The 19,144-nt window shown below is 30.5% G+C and carries 14 protein-coding genes and 1 other RNA gene; all 15 read left to right on the forward strand.

Annotated features, from left to right (window positions below; translation table 11 throughout):
* The first annotated feature begins 298 nt into the window (after window positions 1-298).
* On the forward strand, window positions 299-1,816 hold the full coding sequence (locus FVE73_RS02925) for an ABC transporter ATP-binding protein (protein ID WP_018499840.1): 1,518 nt from the start codon (window positions 299-301) through the stop codon (window positions 1,814-1,816).
* Window positions 1,809-2,876, forward strand: coding sequence for an ABC transporter permease (locus tag FVE73_RS02930; protein ID WP_018499839.1), 1,068 nt, complete (start codon window positions 1,809-1,811; stop codon window positions 2,874-2,876). The genes FVE73_RS02925 and FVE73_RS02930 overlap by 8 nt, the downstream gene beginning before the upstream one ends.
* 45 nt (window positions 2,877-2,921) lie before the next feature.
* Window positions 2,922-3,788 (forward strand): ABC transporter permease, encoded by an 867-nt coding sequence (locus FVE73_RS02935; protein ID WP_018499838.1) that lies wholly within the window; start codon window positions 2,922-2,924, stop codon window positions 3,786-3,788.
* A gap of 28 nt (window positions 3,789-3,816) precedes the next feature.
* On the forward strand, window positions 3,817-4,572 hold the full coding sequence (locus FVE73_RS02940; RefSeq protein WP_018499837.1) for a class I SAM-dependent methyltransferase: 756 nt from the start codon (window positions 3,817-3,819) through the stop codon (window positions 4,570-4,572).
* 22 nt (window positions 4,573-4,594) lie between these two features.
* Window positions 4,595-4,993: a lysozyme inhibitor LprI family protein gene (locus FVE73_RS02945; RefSeq protein ID WP_018499836.1), complete on the forward strand. Its 399-nt coding sequence runs from the start codon at window positions 4,595-4,597 to the stop codon at window positions 4,991-4,993.
* A gap of 469 nt (window positions 4,994-5,462) precedes the next feature.
* Window positions 5,463-8,300 carry an excinuclease ABC subunit UvrA gene (uvrA, locus tag FVE73_RS02950; protein WP_026239137.1) on the forward strand — a complete coding sequence of 946 codons (2,838 nt, stop codon included), beginning with the start codon at window positions 5,463-5,465 and terminating at the stop codon, window positions 8,298-8,300.
* Window positions 8,301-8,522: 222 nt separating this feature from the next.
* On the forward strand, window positions 8,523-9,038 hold the full coding sequence (locus tag FVE73_RS02955) for a DUF1439 domain-containing protein (RefSeq protein WP_018499834.1): 516 nt from the start codon (window positions 8,523-8,525) through the stop codon (window positions 9,036-9,038).
* Window positions 9,039-9,161: 123 nt separating this feature from the next.
* On the forward strand, window positions 9,162-12,536 hold the full coding sequence (locus FVE73_RS02960) for a DEAD/DEAH box helicase (RefSeq protein WP_018499833.1): 3,375 nt from the start codon (window positions 9,162-9,164) through the stop codon (window positions 12,534-12,536).
* A gap of 131 nt (window positions 12,537-12,667) precedes the next feature.
* Window positions 12,668-12,932, forward strand: an RNA gene (ffs, locus tag FVE73_RS02965) — signal recognition particle sRNA large type.
* 83 nt (window positions 12,933-13,015) lie between these two features.
* Window positions 13,016-14,263, forward strand: coding sequence for a GNAT family N-acetyltransferase (locus FVE73_RS02970; protein ID WP_018499831.1), 1,248 nt, complete (start codon window positions 13,016-13,018; stop codon window positions 14,261-14,263).
* Window positions 14,264-14,351: 88 nt separating this feature from the next.
* The gene (locus FVE73_RS02975; protein WP_018499830.1) at window positions 14,352-15,608 is read left to right on the forward strand and encodes a TIGR00341 family protein; all 1,257 of its coding nucleotides are present in this window, start codon (window positions 14,352-14,354) and stop codon (window positions 15,606-15,608) included.
* A gap of 383 nt (window positions 15,609-15,991) precedes the next feature.
* Window positions 15,992-16,180 carry a 50S ribosomal protein L32 gene (gene rpmF / locus FVE73_RS02980; protein WP_018499829.1) on the forward strand — a complete coding sequence of 63 codons (189 nt, stop codon included), beginning with the start codon at window positions 15,992-15,994 and terminating at the stop codon, window positions 16,178-16,180.
* Window positions 16,181-16,372: 192 nt separating this feature from the next.
* Window positions 16,373-17,350 (forward strand): beta-ketoacyl-ACP synthase III, encoded by a 978-nt coding sequence (locus FVE73_RS02985; protein ID WP_018499828.1) that lies wholly within the window; start codon window positions 16,373-16,375, stop codon window positions 17,348-17,350.
* A gap of 298 nt (window positions 17,351-17,648) precedes the next feature.
* On the forward strand, window positions 17,649-18,011 hold the full coding sequence (locus tag FVE73_RS02990; RefSeq protein WP_018499827.1) for a hypothetical protein: 363 nt from the start codon (window positions 17,649-17,651) through the stop codon (window positions 18,009-18,011).
* A 63-nt stretch (window positions 18,012-18,074) separates the two neighbouring features.
* On the forward strand, window positions 18,075-18,971 hold the full coding sequence (gene fabD / locus FVE73_RS02995) for an ACP S-malonyltransferase (RefSeq protein ID WP_018499826.1): 897 nt from the start codon (window positions 18,075-18,077) through the stop codon (window positions 18,969-18,971).
* Window positions 18,972-19,144: the final 173 nt, after the last annotated feature.

Here is a 19,144-nt window from a genome sequence, read left to right on the forward strand (position 1 = left end):
CAAAATAATATTTGTAGTCAAATTAAAATTATCGTGATTTTTTGGAAATAAAATCGACTGTTTGAGTAAAGCGAGTTTCGATTTCGTTTTCAAAAAATGCTTAGACGAGCGGGGGGTTCAAAGGAAATGGCGAATGATTCTCTTTGAATATTCAAAATAAAAAAATATATAAAAAAGAAGTGATAATTATTTATAAAAATAATTTGAAAATATAAATTTAGAAAAAAGTTTTTGGATGAATGATTTATGGATAAAAAAATATTGAATAAGGATAAATCTTAGAGAAGCAGGAGGAAAAATGAGCGAATATATTTTGGAAATGAAAAATATACGGAAGGAATTTTTAGGTGGGAAGATTGTTGCAAATGATGATATTACGCTGAAGGTTAAAAAGGGGGAGATTCATGCGATTGTTGGGGAAAATGGGGCTGGGAAATCTACGCTTATGAAGATTTTGAATGGGCTGTATTCTCCGACTTCTGGTGAGATTTTTTACAAGGGGGAGAAAATTGACATTGACAGTCCTACAACTGCGGCAAATTTGGGAATTGGAATGGTTTATCAGCATTTTATGCTAATTGATACCTTGACAGTTGCCGAAAATATGGTTCTGGGATTTGAGCCTAAAAAAGGTGGAGTATTTTTTGACTTGAATACTGCTAGAAAGCAGGTCAGGGAAGTTTCTGAAAAATATGGCTTAAACATTGATCCAGATGCAAAAGTGTCGGATCTGTCAGTTGGGATTCATCAGAGAATTGAGATTTTGAAAATATTATTTAAGGGTGCGGAACTTCTGGTATTTGATGAGCCGAGTGCAGTGCTGACTCCACAGGAAGTGAAGGAACTTTATGAAATTATGAGAAATCTTATAAAAGAAGGGAAAACAATTATTTTTATTTCACATAAATTACAGGAAGTGCTTGATTTATCTGATAATATTACAGTTATTCGACGTGGAAGCGATGTTGGAGAATTGAAAACTAAGGAAGCTACGAAGGAAAAGATTGCCAATCTTATGGTTGGGCGTGTTGTGCTGTTTGAAGTGAAACGTCCAGATGTGAAATTGGGAAATGTGGTTGTGAAAGTTGATAATTTGACAGTGAAAAGTGGAGGCATCGAGAAAGTTAAGGGTGTTTCGTTTGAAATCCGTGAAGGTGAAGTGCTGGGAATAGCTGGAGTGCAGGGGAATGGACAGACTGAACTTATTGAGGCTTTGGCAGGGCTTGCAAAAGTTGACAGCGGAACATATTTTATAGATAATGATGAGCTAGAAAACAAGACGCCAAAACTTATTAAGGAAAAGGGGCTTTCACACATACCTGAAGACAGACACAAAAGAGCGACTATTGATGATTTTACAATGGAAGAAAATATGGCCTTGGGACTTCAAGATCAGTATTCTAAGGGAGCATTGCTGGATTATAGCGAAATTGAGAAAAAAACTAATGAATATATAGAAAAATATGATATTAGGCCAACAGATGGGAAAATCAAGTTTGGCGGGCTGTCTGGTGGAAATCAGCAGAAAGTCGTAGTAGCAAGGGAGCTGGAACGTGAAAATAAATTTATTATTGCGGCACAACCTACAAGGGGGGTCGATATTGGTGCAATTGAGATGATTCACAATACAATTTTGAATGAAAAAACTCAGAAAAAGGCGATAATGCTTGTTTCGGCTGAGTTATCGGAAATAATGGCGTTAAGTGACAGAATTGCGGTAATGTATTCAGGAAAAATTGTAGGAATTTTGGATAGAAAAGATGCAACAACAGAAAAATTAGGAATATTAATGGCAGGAGGGGAAATAAATGATTAAAAATAAGATAAAGGATTTTCTACCATCTATAATTGCAGTATTAATTGCATTAATTATTGGTGGAATAATAATGATAACAAAGGGTGTAAATCCGTTTACAGCCTACATTGATATGATGCGGGCGGCTTTTTATCAGCCTTATCCAAGATCTCCGTTATTTAGTGGACTTGCAAATACATTATTTATCGCAACTCCGTTAATATTTTCAGCACTTGCTACAATGGTGGCCTTTAAAGCGGGATTATTTAATATAGGAATGCAAGGACAGATGATTGCTGGAGGATTAGCTGCGACTTTTTGGGCAATCACATTTAAAAATTATGTTTTCGGAAATGTGCTTGTTGTAATAATTGTGGCTGTAATTGCTGGATTTTTGTGGGCTGGAATAGCAGGATTTTTACGGGCAAAATTTGGAGTAAGTGAAGTAATTAGTACAATTATGTTAAATTATATTATGCTAGAATTACAAAATTTCCTGTTAAATGGGCCTTTAAAGGATCCAGCTTCACAAAATACACAATCTCCACGTGTTTTTGAAGGGGCAAGATTACCGTTACTTTTTGCAAATGTTACAAGACAAAACTTAAATTTTGGTTTTATAATCGCAATTCTTTTGACAATAGGGATATTTTTCTTTTTCAAATATTTCAAAAAAGGATACGAGATAAAAGCAGTTGGACAAAGTGATACAGTTGCTGAAAATGCAGGAATTAATCCAAAATATATCATGTTTTTAGCAATGGGAATCGCTGGAGCTTGTGCTGGACTTGGTGGAGCTGAACGTGTTTTAGGAGGAGCTTCAGAATATTCATACACTGAACTTATAATGGGAGATTACGGATTTACAGGACTTGCGGTAGCACTTCTTGGAAAAAATAATCCATTTGGAATATTAGTTGCGGCAATATTTTATGCGGCACTTGAAGTTGGGGGACAAATGTTGCAGCAAAGATATCAGATTGATAAGGAAATTGTATTTATTATACAAGCATTAATCATCATTTTTGTAGCATCAGAAAATTTATTTAAATTTATGCTTAATAAAAAGAAAGCAGCGTAAATTGGTTATCAAATAAAAAATATTAAGTCAGAAAGGAAAATTAAAATGATTATAAAGCAAATATTCGATTTAATACAGCAAACAATAGTAATAGCACCTCCAATTCTTATAACAGCCGTAGGAGCGTGTATTTCTGAAAAAAGTGGAGTCATTAATATTGGACTAGAAGGAATTATGCTGAGTTCAGCATTTGCAACGGCAGTTGTCAATATTGCCACAGGAAATCCATATTTAGGGATAATTTTTGGAGTAATAGTAGGAATCTTAATTTCACTAATTCACGCAGTAATCAGTATTAACCTGAAAGGAAATCAAATTATAAGCGGAGTTGCAATTAATCTATTCGCAGCAGCAACAACATCATACCTAATAAAAGCCATTTACAAAACAGCTGGAAATACTCCATTAGCAAAATCATTGGCAAACCGTCCATTAATGATAATTGTAATCTACGGAATCGCAATCGCAATGTATTTCTTCTTATATAAAACAGTTTTAGGTTTAAGAATCCGTTCAGTTGGAGAACATCCGCTAGCAGCCGACACGGTAGGAATAAGCGTTTACAAAACAAGATATATAAGCGTACTTATATCAGGAGCATTGGGAGGACTGGGAGGAGCTTATCTTACAGCAGTCCTACTCCCAGCCTTTTCAAATAACATGTCAGCAGGACGTGGATATATCGCAATGGCTGCAATGATCTTTGGAAAATGGAATCCGCTAGGAGCAATCTTGGCAAGTCTATTATTCGCTTTTGGACAAGCATTTGCCGACGTTTCCAAAACAATAGGACTTCCAATATCTCAGCAATTTTTGACAATGATACCATATATTTTGACTTTGTTGGCATTAGTTGGATTTGTAGGAAAATCGAAAGCGCCGAAGGCTTCGGGATTGCCGTATGAAAAATAAAATTAAATGATTTAAAAGAGGAATAAAAATGATAAAATCTTATCAAGAAATAAATGCAGAAACAATTGACCGATGGGTTGAAGAAGGCTGGGAATGGGGACAGCCAATTAGCCATGAAACTTATTTAAATGCTAAGAATGGTAATTGGAATGTTCTCCTAACACCAACAAATCCTGTACCACACGAGTGGTTTGGAAATATAAAAGATAAAAAAATATTAGGACTGGCTTCTGGTGGTGGACAGCAAATGCCTATATTTAGTGCTTTAGGGGCAAACTGTACTGTTTTGGATTATTCAGATAAACAGCTGGAAGCTGAAAAAATGGTTGCAGAACGTGAAAAATATGAAATAGAAATTATCAAAGCCGATATGACAAAAAAATTGCCATTTGCAGATAACAGTTTTGACATAATTTTTCATCCAGTAAGCAACTGCTATATTGAAAAAGTTGAGCCAGTATTTAAAGAATGTTACCGAATCTTGAAAAAAGGTGGAATTTTATTGTGTGGCCTGGATATTGGGACAAATTATACTGTAGATGAAAAGGAAGAAAAAATCATCAATAGTCTTCCATTCAACCCATTAGTCAATGAAGAGCAAAGAACACAGCTGGAAGAACAGGACTGTGGAATTCAATTTTCCCATACAATATCAGAACAGATAGGTGGACAGTTGAAAGCTGGATTTAGATTAACAGATATTTATGATGATACAAATGGATTTGGAAGGTTGCATGAACTTAATATTGCAAGTTTTGTGGCGACAAGAGCAATAAAAGAATAAAAACATAAAAGGAATATTTAATATGAGAAAAATAATTTTTATATTTGTGGTATTTTCTTTAGTTTCTTTTTCAAAGGATTTGGAAATAAAAACAGTCAAATTTTTTAGTGCGTGTGGGGAAAATGATAATGAACATTTAAAAATACTGGAAAATGAACAAGGAAAAATGAATGAAATATATAATAAATTAATTCAGAAATTTAATAAAAATGGAAGGCATCACTCTAAATTGAAGCAAAAGTTAATTAATTCTCAAGAAATATGGATAAAATATTCAGATGAAGAAATGAGAAATTATGGAATGTATAGAAATTGGTATAATCTATGCGTTAGAGAAAAATCTGAAACAAGAGAACAGATTAATTTAATACAACAAAGAATATTAGAATTAACAAATGAATATAAAAAATATTTAGATTAAAATAATAATTGAAAAAATCTGTTTCATAGATTGTAAAAAAAATTTGTGAAACAGGCTTTTTTATCTTTAAAACAGTAAAAAATTTATTTTAAAGTTTATAAAATAGTGGTTATTAATGAATGTTTTTTCTGTAATTTATATGTTTTTTCTTTTTTATAAAGCAAAGGGGAACAGTCGCCATCCCCTTTGCAAACCCGGCTCGTCTAAGCATTTTTTTGAAATAAAAATGAAACTCGCTACGTAAAACTTCGCTCAAACAATCATTTTCATTCCAAAAAAATCACGACAATTTTAATTTAATTATAAAAAGTAAACTAACTAAAATAAATAAAGAAAAATTTAAATACTATAGAAAATACTTATTAATTATTTCATAAACTTTAAAAGTAAAAATTTAAATTTAAAATAAAAAAATAAAATGGAATTGGTTTATTGAGGGAAATTTTAGGAGAGAGGAACATTGAAGAAAATGAAAGACAACAAAATAAAGATTACTGGAGCTAGAGAGCATAATTTACAAAATATTGATATTGAGATTCCAAAGAATGAACTGGTTGTAATTACTGGGGTTTCAGGAAGTGGGAAGTCTTCGCTTGCGTTTGATACGATTTATTCAGAAGGGCAGAGAAGGTATGTTGAGAGCTTGTCGGCTTATGCGAGAATGTTTATTGGACAGATGAAGAAACCAGAATTAGATAGTATTGAAGGGCTTTCTCCTGCGATTTCGATTGAACAGAAAAGTGTGTCAAAAAATCCTCGTTCGACTGTTGGTACAACTACTGAAATTTATGACTATATGAGGCTTTTGTGGGCACATATTGGAGAGGCACATTGTCCGATTTGTCATAGAAAAGTGGAAAAACAGTCGATTCAGGAAATTGTCGATAATTTGATGAGTTCTAGGAAAGAAAAGGATAAAATGATAATTTTGTCGCCAGTTGTGATTGATAAAAAGGGGACTCATAAAAATTTGTTTTTGAATTTGCAGAAAAGAGGGTTTCAAAGAGTTCGAGTGAATGGCGATATTCTTGATTTGAGTGATGAAATTGTTTTGGATAAGAATAAAAGGCATCATATTGAAGTTGTTGTTGATAGGGTTGTGTTTAAGGCGGATAATAAGGAATTTTTGAGTCGATTGACGGAGGCGATTGAAACTGCGAGCGAGCTTTCTGATGGGAAAATAATTGTGAATATTAATGGAGAAGATAACAAATTTAGTGAGAATTTTTCTTGTCCAGAACATCCAGATGTTATGTTTCCAGATGTCGTGCCAAGACTTTTTTCGTTTAATGCACCTTATGGAGCTTGTGAAGTTTGTAATGGGCTTGGTTCAAGATTGGAAGTTGACGAAAATAAATTAATTGTTGATGAGAATTTGTCGATTAATGAAGGTGGGATAATTTTTCCAGGAGCGACGACTAAAAAGGGTTGGAACTGGGATTTATTCATAGCGATGGCTAAGGCACATAAAATCGACTTGGATAAAAAGGTGTCTGAATTGACTCGAAAAGAGAAGGATATAATTTTTTATGGAAGTAATAAGAAATTTAAGTTTTCTTGGAGCGGAGATAGTTTTAGTTATAATGGAAATAGGGATTTTGAGGGAATTGTGAATGGTATTGAGCGTCGATATAGAGAAACTGCTTCGGAGTCGGCAAAGGAAGAGATGGAAGCCAAATATATGACAGAGAGAACTTGTAAAACTTGTCACGGGAAACGGCTTAAAGATGTTGTACTGGCGATAACGGTTAATGATAAGAGTATTATTGACTTGACTGAAGTGAGTGTTGTTGATGCACTTGATTTTTATGAAAAAATTCAGCTTACGGAAAAACAAATGCAGATTGCAGCTGAAATTTTGAAGGAAATAAAAGAACGGCTAAAATTTATGATAAATGTTGGGCTTGATTACTTGAGTCTTGCTAGAATGACGAAAACGCTGTCTGGTGGGGAATCGCAGAGAATTAGACTTGCGACTCAAATTGGAAGTAGGCTTACTGGCGTGATTTATGTGCTTGATGAGCCGAGTATTGGACTTCATCAGCGGGATAATGACAAGTTACTTGCGACTTTGAAGGATTTGCGTGACATCGGGAATAGCTTGATAGTTGTAGAGCATGATGAGGATACGATGAGAGAAGCGGATTATTTAATTGACATAGGTCCAGGTGCTGGAATTAATGGAGGAAAGGTTGTAGCACAAGGAACGCCAAAACAAGTTATGAGAAACAAAAAATCATTGACAGCACAATATTTGAACGGAAAAATTAAAATTGAAGTGCCTGAAAAAAGAAGAAAAGCGACTAAAGAAATTGTTTTGAAAAATGCAAAAGGAAATAATTTGAAAAATGTGACAGCACATATTCCACTTGAAGTTTTAACGGTTGTAACGGGGGTTTCAGGAAGTGGGAAGTCGACATTGATTAATCAGACATTGTTTCCGGAGCTTCACAACAGGCTAAATAAAGGGAAATTGTATCCACTTGAAAATGGTGGAATCGATGGGCTTGAAAACTTGGAAAAAGTGATTGACATTGACCAGTCGCCGATTGGGAGAACTCCAAGATCAAATACTGCGACATATACTAAAATTTTTGATGATATTCGTGATTTATTTTCACAGACAAACGATGCGAAAGTGCGTGGATATTCGAAAGGAAGATTTTCATTTAATGTAAAAGGTGGACGATGTGAAGCGTGTAGCGGTGCTGGAATTAATAAAATTGAAATGAATTTCTTACCAGATGTTTATGTGGAATGTGAAGTTTGTAAAGGAAAACGATACAATCGAGAAACATTAGAAGTTCAGTACAAAGGAAAAAGTATCGCAGATGTGCTAGAAATGACAGTTGAAGAAGCATACGAATTTTTTAAAAATATTCCATCACTTGAGAGAAAATTGCAAACATTGATGGATGTAGGAATGAATTACATTCAATTAGGACAACCTGCGACAACTCTTTCAGGAGGGGAAGCTCAACGTATAAAACTTGCAACTGAATTATCAAAAATGTCAAGAGGAAAAACTATTTACATTTTGGACGAACCTACGACAGGGCTTCACTTTGAAGATATCAGAAAATTATTAGAAGTGTTAAACAGATTGGTTGATAAAGGGAATACAGTCTTAGTAATTGAGCATAATCTGGATGTAATTAAGGTTGCGGACCACATTATCGATATAGGGCCTGAAGGTGGTTACAAAGGTGGACAGATTATTGCAGAAGGAACGCCTGAGGAAATTGCTAAAAATAAAAAATCTTGGACAGGAAAATTTTTGAAAAAATATTTGAAAAAAGATTATTGATGGAATTTTGTAGCAAGTGATAACAGTAAATTTTAGCAAATGGTCAGTAAATAAAATAAAATTTTGGGGTTAAAAGATAAAACTAATTTTAAAAATATGAAATAATAAATAATATTTTGTATGATTAGTTAAAGTAGATTTAGTTATAAAAGTTTAAAAATATTGTATTAATGGACTTTTAAAACTAATTGTAAAAAGAAGAAAAGGAGAATGAGATTGGTAATGAAAAATAAAAATTTATTTTTAAAAATAGTATTATTTATGCTTGTAATAGCATTTGGAATAGTATCTTGCGATCTTTTGGCGAATAAAACGTTGAGAGTGCCTGATTCTATGATTACAAAAGAATTAAATAAAAAGTTTCCGATTGAAAAGAATTTCTTGTTGGGAAAAGTTGGGCTCAAAAGTCCTGTAATTAGTTTTGCAGGAGATAGACTTTATTTTTCAGCTGAGTATGATGTTTCACTTTTGGCAGGAAAAGCGAAAGGTTCGATATTTTTAAACAGTCAAGTAAAATTTGATCCAAAAACAAATAAATTGTATCTGGTAGATTTAGACGTTACTAAAATTACTGATGAAAAAGGTAATAAAATAGATGATTCAGTCATGGCAAAATCACTGAAGGCGCTTGTTTCAAATTACTTGGAAACTAATGAGGTTTATACTTATGATGATGACAAAAAAGTTAAAGTAAAAAATATGTTTATAAAAGATGGAAAACTATTTGTTCAAACTTAATAAAATATTTTAAATTACGGCAAAATTTCGGTTTTGCTGTTTTTTTTGTTGAAAAAATGAAAATTCTTTGGTAAGATAATATTTAGTGTGAATTGAGAATATTTTTTGAAAGGAAAGTAAAAGTTGGAAGGAATATTTGACAGATTGAGAAAATTAACTGCTTTGTCTATTGTGAATAGGGGAGTTGAGTATTTTAATAAGCAAAAAGTAAAATTAATGTTGTTTATGAAAAAAGATGATAAAATAGTGGTAGAATCACAAGTTGATGGAAATTATAGAAATGCCTACAATGTTAATATAACTTATTTTTATGAAGATGGAAAGCCAGATAATAGAATTATATATGGTTGTGACTGTCCTAACTTTAAAGATACAAAAAAGCCTTGCAAGCATATTATTGCAACTGGGATGGCTGCAGATGTTGAAGTTAAGGCTGGAAATATTTATTTTAAGGAAAATAGAGAATTTAAAAGAGAAAAAGAAGATAAAAATAGCAGTAATCGTATAAAAATTTCAGAAAATGAAGTGTATGATGAAATTCTTAGAGAAGCTGAAAAGATTTTAGGAAAAAAAGAAGAAAATACTTATGAGAAGATTGAAGAAAAAGAAATTAAAGAGTTTAGGGAAAAGCTGGAAAAATTAAAAAAAAGAATTGATAAAACTAAGATTCCAGATTCAGAAAAAAACGAGTATAAGCTGGCACTTGAAATAGAGCAGTTATCATCTACATTATCAACATTGAGAGTAAAGGCAGGAGAAAAAAGTTTAAATTATATAAAGGAGTTAGAATATTTTATTTATTCAGTAGAAAATGAGCAGTTTTATGAAATTACTCAAAAAAATATTTATAATCCAAATTTGCATTATTTTAATGAAATAGATAAAAAAGTGATAAAAAACCTTGGCAACTATTTTAAGAAAAAAAATGAATTTGGAATGAATTTTAATAATAATAGTTATTATTATTATGGAAAGCCACAAGGTGAAATAATGAATCCAATGCTGGCAGAACAGATATTTTCAGCCATAGAAAATAAAAAGACAATAAGATCTGGCAGTAAGACAATTTATGTGACTGGAGAATACGAGCCAATATTTGCATTTCAAGAAGATAAGAATGGAAATAAAAAAATAATTATAAGAAACTTTACAGTTTTATCATCAACAAGTCGTTATTTTACCTTAAAAAATGGTGTGTCAAATATTGAAAAATTTCATAAAATGAGTGATGCAGAGTGGGAAATAATGAATACTCTTACAGATGGAACTAGAAAGGGGACAGAATATCTGAATGAAATATCAGGAAAGCTGTTTGATGAAATAAAAGAAGTTCTTTCAAAATACGAAATTCCAATTGCTAAGGTTACAGAAAAGTACGGAGCAGTAAATATTTTTGTAGAGGAAGGCAATGGAAAAAATAAACTTCAAGTAACGATTTCCTGCATTGAGGAAAGTATTAGGACAGATGACGAATATTTTATTCCTAAAAAAAATAAAAAACTTCAAAGGGAAATTTCTGAAGATTTTCAAAAATATGCAAGTGCTCAGATTATTGATTTAGAGTATAAAATTTATATTGGGTTTAGAGAAAAGCAGTTAAAATCAGATGACATTGTACTAGTGATTGATAGAAATGAATTTTCAGCAATGGCTGATATTATTGATGAAAAATATTCAGAAAAAGTGAATATTAATGTAAGTGATAAAATAAAAAAAGTTCGTAAAATTGGCGTGGATATTAATATAAGATCTGTAGGAAATGAACTTTTTAGTGTAAATTTCAATATTGAGGGAATTGATGAGAAGGATGTTGAAACAGTTCTGGAATCAGTAAGAAATGAAGAGAAATTTGTGACATTGTCAAGCGGTGAACTTGTGAAAATTGCCAATAGGAGCACTGAAGAAATGGTTGGAATCGTTGATGCAATGAACGATTTGAAAATTGGTGAAAATAAAATTTCTAAAATAAAGGCATTGCAGCTGGCACAGGTTTCTAGCAGTATTAACAAGGAATTGAATGAAATTGAAGAATTTAAGCAGCTTTTTCAGAAAATAAAAAAACGTGAAAATAAAGAGCCTTCAAATATAAAGGTAAAATTATTTCCATATCAGCAAATTGGGTTTAATTGGCTTAAAAATATGTATGATATTGGATTTGGTGGAATTTTGGCAGATGATATGGGACTTGGGAAAACTTTGCAGGCGATTTCGCTTATTTCGGAAATTCAGTTAGAAAATGAAGATTTGCTTGGGATAATTATTGTTCCGACTTCGCTTTTACATAACTGGAAGGAGGAGTTTTATAAATTTTCGGATATAAAGCCGATTCTTGTAGAAGGAAATGCTGAAACAAGGAAAGAATTAATTGAAAAAACTGAAAGAGGAATTTTGATAACGACTTATCAAACTTTTAGAAATGATGTGAAAAATTATAACAATAAGAAATTTGATGTGGCAATATTGGATGAAGCGCAAAATATAAAAAATGTATCTTCTCTTGTAAAAAAAGCGACAAGTAAGTTAAAAAGCACTGTAAACTTTGCTTTGACAGGAACTCCAATTGAAAACAGCATTATGGAACTTTGGTCGATTTTTGACTTTATTTTGCCTGGTTATCTTGATAACATAACAAAATTTAGAAAAAAATATAAAAATTCATTAAATAATCCAGATTCAAAAAAAATATTTAATTTGAAAAATATAGTTTCTCCATTTATTCTGCGAAGAACAAAAGATGAAGTGCTAACAGAATTGCCTGAAAAAGTTGAAAATAATATGATTGTAGAATTGAGCAAAGAGCAGAAAAAGCTGTATATGGCTTATGTTAAAAGGGCGAAGAAGGAGCTTAGGGGATTTGACAAGGAGGAAAATAACAACCTAAAAGTTCTGGCAATTTTGACAAAATTACGGCAAATTTGCAATTCTCCACAATTATTTGATGAGAATTATACTGGTGAAGTTGCTAAAATTGAATTATTGAGGGAAATGATACCAGATATTTTAGAAAATGGTCATAGAATGATTATTTTTTCACAATTTTTAGGAACATTGGAAGAAATAAAGGAAGAATTGGAAAAAGAAAAAGTAGAATATTTTTACATTGATGGAAGTGTAAAGTCCAAAGAAAGAATGGAAATTTCTAAAAAATTCAATTCAGGCGAAGGGCAAGTTGTCTTAATTTCCCTGAAGGCTGGCGGAACAGGATTAAATCTAGTTGGAGCAGATGTTGTAATTCACTATGATCCGTGGTGGAATTTTGCTGTGGAAAATCAGGCGAGCGATAGAGCCCACAGAATTGGTCAGAAAAGGAGTGTTCAAGTTATTAAGCTTATAACTGAAGGAACAATTGAGGAAAAAATAATAAAAATTCAGGAGAATAAGCGGGCTTTGAGTGAAAATATTTTAGGTAAAAATAATGGAAATAATAATAAGGATTCAAAAGAGATTTTTGAAATGGATGAGAAGGAATTGATGGAGCTTTTGAGTTTTGAGAAATAATTTATTTAATAAAAAATTTAAATTTTTCGCAGATATTACAGAAGGCATTAAAACAGGAAGTGTACATAAAATAAAAAAAATAATTTTTTATAATGTTGACAATTTTGAAAAAAAGTGATATACTAACTAAGTCATACTAGCCGGGGAGTTAGCGGTGCCCTGTATCTACAACCCGCTTTAGTAGAGGTGATGTCAAATTTGAGGGAAGTTTTAGTGTCAACGTCTTATTTCAAAAGTGTTGAGAAAATAGTCCTATATTGTAGAGAGTTAGCGAAATGTGTCAGGTCGGGAACGAAGCAGCACTAAGTTGATTTCTTTAGGTTTATAGGGTAGCTGTTTTTGAGCTTTTGACTTAAGAAACGGATGGTAGAACGTTTTCGAGAGTTTGATGTATGACTTTTTATTTTTATTTGAGTAATTATTTTAAAATCTTAAACTTGTTTATTTTGATTTCTTTAGCTATGAATGGAGGTTTCACAATGAAAGTAGTGGAATGGGATAGAAAAGAGAATATTAATAAAATTTTAATAGATATATTGGAGATAGATCCGAAATTTTCTTTTGATAAGGAAAAGGAGGATATATATTTTTTATATAATGAAGAAGATTTATATGGTTATGCAGTTCTTTCTTTAAATGATATTGCAGAACTGAAAAAAATATTTATTTTACCGAAATTGAGAAATAATGGATATGGGACGTTTTTTTTGAAACATATAATTAATTGGCTTACAAATAAAAATTTTGGTTCACTAATTATAACTAATCATAAAAAAATGAATAATTTTCTTGAAAAACATCGGTTTATAAGAACACAAGACGGATATATATTGAATAATTTGAGAGAAAGAAAAAAGCAGGAAGAAAATATGCTTTTTATTTCAAAATTTGCAATTTGTGTAAATATTATTTTAGCTTTTTTAAAGATTGTGGCTGGAAAGATTTTTTTCAGCATGTCGCTACTTTCAGACGGATTAAATTCACTTTCAGATCTGATTACGAATGTGTTGGTTATTGTGGGATTAAAAGTTGGAAGTAATCCTGAAGATAAGGAACATCCTTTTGGACATGGGAAGATAGAGTCAGTTTTTAGTGTGATAATAGGGACATTTATAATGATAACGGCTTTTGAGCTGATAAAAGATAATTTTTCAAAGTTGATATCTCTTAGTAGTGAAAATAATTTAAATATTACAGTTATTCCAATAGTTGTAACGATTTTGGCAATATTAATAAAAATATTTCAGTTGTCTTTTATGAAGAAAAGAGCAAAAAAATATAATAATTCATTAATAAATTCACTGCTTGCAGATTATAACACAGATATTGTAATTTCAACTTCTGTTTTAGTAGGATTATTTTTATCAAGAATTCATCCAGTATTTGATACAATTGTAGGATTTATCGTGTCAATTTATATTATAAAAAGCGGTTATGAGCTGATAAAGGAAAATTCATTAATATTGCTGGATTCGCAAGACAATGAATTAATTGAGAAAATACGTTCTGAAATATTGCAGTTTAAGGAAATTGAAAATGCACATGACTTTAGAATGACTACTTCTGGAAAGGATATTTATGTGTTTGCAGATGTAAGGATGGATAAAAATAAGACTATTGAAGAGGCACATGAAGTTACAAATAGGATTTCAAAAAAAATTAAGCATAAATATAAAAATATAAAGAGGGTATTAATTCATATTGAGCCTGTTTATGAAGATGATTAAGTTTGTTGGAATAAAAAAACTGTACTTATCGTATTTTTAGACTTTTACAAATGACTATAATATAAAAATATAAAGGAGATATAGTAAAATGATAGAAAAAATAAAACATGAGAAATATAAAATTTTAAAACGAAATATTATTGAAGATTCTGATTTTACAAAGGAAACGATGTTTATTCTTATTTGTGCAATGATTATTGCTTCGATAGGTTTAAATACAAATTCTGTTGCTGTAATTATTGGAGCTATGCTGATTTCACCATTAATGTCACCAATTCAATCAATAGGATTGGGACTGTCAAATGGAAATTTAAAAAGAGTCTATGTGTCGCTTTTTAGGCTGGGAATTTTTATATTAATAAGTGTGATAAGTTCCACTTTTTATTTTTTAGTAAGCCCTATAAATGAAGCGACTCCGCAAATATTAGCTCGAACTTCTCCAACTTTATGGGATGTATTAATTGCAATTTTTGGTGGAATTGCAGGAGTAATTGGAAAAGCGGAGGAAGATGGCGGAAATGTTGTTCCTGGAGTAGCAATTGCAACTGCATTAATGCCGCCTTTATGTGTAGTAGGATTTGGAATTGCTCATGGGAATCCCAAAATTTTTCTTGGAGCAGGATATTTATTTATAATAAATGTATTTTTTATAATGATGGCAACATTAGTTGGTTTGATAATATATTCTGGAAATATTTTTGAAGCAGGACATAAAATTTCAATAAAAAAGCAAATAATATTTTATATAGGAAGTTTAATTGTAATTGTTCCAAGTATATATACAGCGGCAACTTTGGTTCAGGATACAGCAACTGAAAATTCATTAAAAAAATTTATTTCAAAGGAATTAAATAATCATTATGTTTTTGATAATTCTGTTAATAAAAAAGATAAAACTGTTACTTTAAAAATTGTAGGAGAGGCTTTTAAAAAACAGGATATTGAAAAATTAGAAAAAAAACTGGAAAAATATAAATTGAAAAACTACAAATTAAAAATACAGCAGTTATCAAATGAAAAATATTTGACAGCACAGGACTTATCAAAATATTTAAATGAAGAAAAAACAAAAGAAAATACAGAAAGCATTGCATTACCAAGTAAAAATGAAGATCAGGCAATTTTGGAAAGTGATTTAAAAACTGTTGAAAACGTTTTGTATAAAAATTTTTCAAATAGCATTAGTGGAGTTAAAATTGGGAAACTGATAGATGCAAATAATAATGAAAACTTTGTTGTTTTAGTTATTGGAAATGAAACAATGACAGATGAAATCGCTGAAAAAATAAAAAATCTTGAGTTTAATACTGAGAAAAATTATAAAATTATTATTGAAAAAAATTAAGTGGCTATGAAAGTAAAAGAGGTAAAAATTGACTAACAGTAGTATTTGTAGTTATAAGCATCGGAATTTCTTCTCTCAAAGAGTGGAAAAAAACAAGAAATTTAAACAATAGACCTGTTTGGCAACTATATGTATTTAGAATTTAATAAAATAAAAATAATTTTTTTGTAACATAAATTGCATAATAAAATGTAGTAAGATCTGCCAAAATAGTAAAAAGTTTTATGAATAAATGTAAAAAATAGATTAAAGCCTTGACAAATGGCTTTAGATTTATTATAATAGTTTGTATAAGTGTAAAAAATTATGATTTTCTATAATTGTTTTTACAATATTAAATTAAAATATTAAAGATATAAAAATTAGAAAGGAGTCGATAAATAATGGCAGTACCTAAGAAAAGAACCTCTAAAGCGAAAAGAAATATGAGAAGATCACACGATTCAATCAAAGCTCCAAACATCGTCGTAGAAGCTGATGGATCAATAAGAAGACCACACAGATTAAACTTGGAAACAGGAGTTTACAGAGGTAGACAAGTAATAGCTAATGAAGCTACGGAAGCCGAATAGTTTTTCAAAGCAGGATTTATGTCTTGCTTTTTTTTTAACTTTTTTAGTTTGATAATTTTGGTGTTTTGCAGTTGTATTTTTAAGTTTTTTGTGATAGACTTTAGTAGAATAATTTTAAATTTGAAAAGTGTAAAATTATGCAAAAGAAAAGAAATATAAATGGGAAAAATAAAAATAAATCTGAGGTGAGATATGAAAGTTGGGATTTTAGGAACAGGATCTTATGTGCCTGAAAAGATAATGACAAATGATGATTTGGCAGGGATTGTGGATACAAATGATGAATGGATAACAGTTAGAACTGGTATCAAGGAAAGAAGAATTGCAGATGAAAATGAAGCTACATCTGATTTGGCATTTAGGGCAGCAGAAAAGGCGATTGAAGATGCAGGAATAGATAAGAATGAAATTGATTTGATCATTGTTGCAACAATGACTCCAGATTACGGAACACCGTCAACTGCGGCATTAGTTCAAGATAAATTGGGAATAAATGCTGCTGCATTTGATTTAGGTGCAGCTTGTACAGGATTTGTTTATGCCTATTCATCTGGACATAGCTTTATTGCGGCTGGACTTTATAAAAAAGTGCTTGTTATTGGGGCAGAAACAATGTCAAGAGTAGTTGACTGGACAGATAGGGGAACTTGCATCCTATTTGGAGATGGTGCAGGAGCTGTTGTACTTGGAGAAGTGGAAAATGGAGGATATTTGGCAAGCCATCTTGTGGCTGACGGTTCTGGAGCAAGTGAACTTTTAGTGCCTGCAGGAGGAACTAAAGAACCTATATCAAAAGAAAAGATTGAAAATAAGGATATTTATTTGAAAATGAATGGAAGAGAAATATTTAAATTTGCAGTAAGAGTATTTCCAGAAACAGTCGAAAATGTGCTAGAGCAAGCAGGAATTACTGCAGATGATATTGATTTGTTTATTCCGCATCAAGCAAATATTAGAATTATTGAGTCAATTGCAAAAAGATTTAAACAGCCGTTAGATAAATTTTTTGTAAATTTGAATAAATATGGAAATACTTCGGCGGGTTCAATTCCAATAGCACTTGATGAAGCAATAAAGGAAGGAAAACTTAAAAAGGGAGATAAGTTTGTTGCTACTGGATTTGGTGGAGGGCTTACTTATGGTTCGATTATGGTTGAAATTTCAAAATAATAATTTATAAAAATTATTGATTTGTTATAAACATACAATTAAAAAATTGTCAAAACTTGTAATTTTAAAAATTTTAGAGTATAATGTAATAGAGAATATTTAAAATTAAATATATTAGATTTACTCTATAAATTTAGAATTATAATAAAATATTATAAATTAAAGACATTTTGAATTTTTATCAAAATAAAAAAATAAAATACCGAGTAATTTGTTAGTCTAAAACTATAAATAGTAACTTAAATAAAAATTTCTGTATGTAAAAAATAAAATTTTTAAATATTAAGGAGGAAAAATTATGAATTCAAAAATATTTTGGGGATTGGTAATTGTAGTTTTAAGTTTATTTAAATTTATACCTGAAGATATTATGAAGTACATTGTAAATTATCAAGTAGTTATGATTCTTGTAGGAGCTTATTTCTTAGTTAAAAAGAAAAAACATGGATGGATTTTTCTTGGTATAGGAGTATATTTGTATATTACTAGTTATGTTTGGGAAGGTTTACCATTATTCATAGTTCCATTGATTTTTGGACTAGCTGTTATTGGACTCGGTATAAAAGAAACTGTTGATAAAGAAAAATTAACTAAATTTAGTAATAAAAATACTAAAGAGTCAAAAGAAGAAGTAGTTGATGCTGAAGAAATAAAAAAATAGTTTTTTTAATTTTGAAAAAAGTTTTTGAGTATTAAAAAACAAAGAATTAAAAGGAGAGTTTATATGTCAAAAATTGCTTTTGTATTTCCAGGACAGGGAACACAGTATGCTGGAATGGGAAAAAAGTTATATGATGAGGTAAATGATGAAAATAAAAAATTAATTGATAAGATTTTTGAAAATAATGAAGATGTGAAAAAAGTTATTTTTGAAGGAACTGATGAAGAGTTAAAAAATACAAAATATGCACAGCCTGCAATTGCACTATTTTCAGTTATCTTAACAAAATTATTAAAGAAAAAGGGAATGAATGCAGATTTTGTGGCTGGACACAGTTTAGGAGAATACAGTTCATTATATGCTGCTGGAGTTTTGAATGAAATTGATACATTAAAATTAATTTCAAAAAGAGGGGAAATAATGAGCAATGCTAATATTAGTGGTGGGATGGCTGCAATATTGGGACTTAGTGCAGCAGATATTGAAAATATCTGCAATGAAATTGATGGAACTGTAGAAGCAGTAAATTATAACGAACCAAAGCAAACTGTTATTGCTGGAGAAAAAGAAGTAATTGAAAAAAATCTTGAATTATTTAAGGCAAAAGGTGCAAGAAGAGCATTGCCACTAGCAGTTTCAGGACCTTTCCATTCATCATTGATGAAGCCTGTTGCCGAAACTTTAAAAAAAGAATTTGAAAATTATACTTGGAGTGATCCAACAACTCCAATTATTGCAAATACTACAGCAAACATTTTAGCCTCTGCTGAAGAAATAAAACGTGAATTGTACAATCAAACATTTGGTCCAGTAAAATGGGTTGACACAATAAATAGACTGTCTGAAAATGGAGTTACAAAGATTTATGAAATTGGACCAGGAAAAGTATTAGCTGGATTAATTAAAAAAATTAATAAAGAAATTGAAGTTATAAATATTGAAAATGTAGAAAGTTTATAATTTTTATTTATAATGTAAATTTAAAAAAGACTGACTTAAAAAGAGAATTTTTAAGTATAGTCTTTTTTTTTAAAATCAAAACTTAAAGTTTTTAATAATTTTAAAAAAAAATTAATTTTTTGTTGACATTTATTTAAAAATATAGTATAAATAATTAAATAAATATTAATAAA

This window comes from Leptotrichia wadei (assembly GCF_007990545.2).
GTDB classification, from domain to species: Bacteria; Fusobacteriota; Fusobacteriia; order Fusobacteriales; family Leptotrichiaceae; genus Leptotrichia; species Leptotrichia wadei.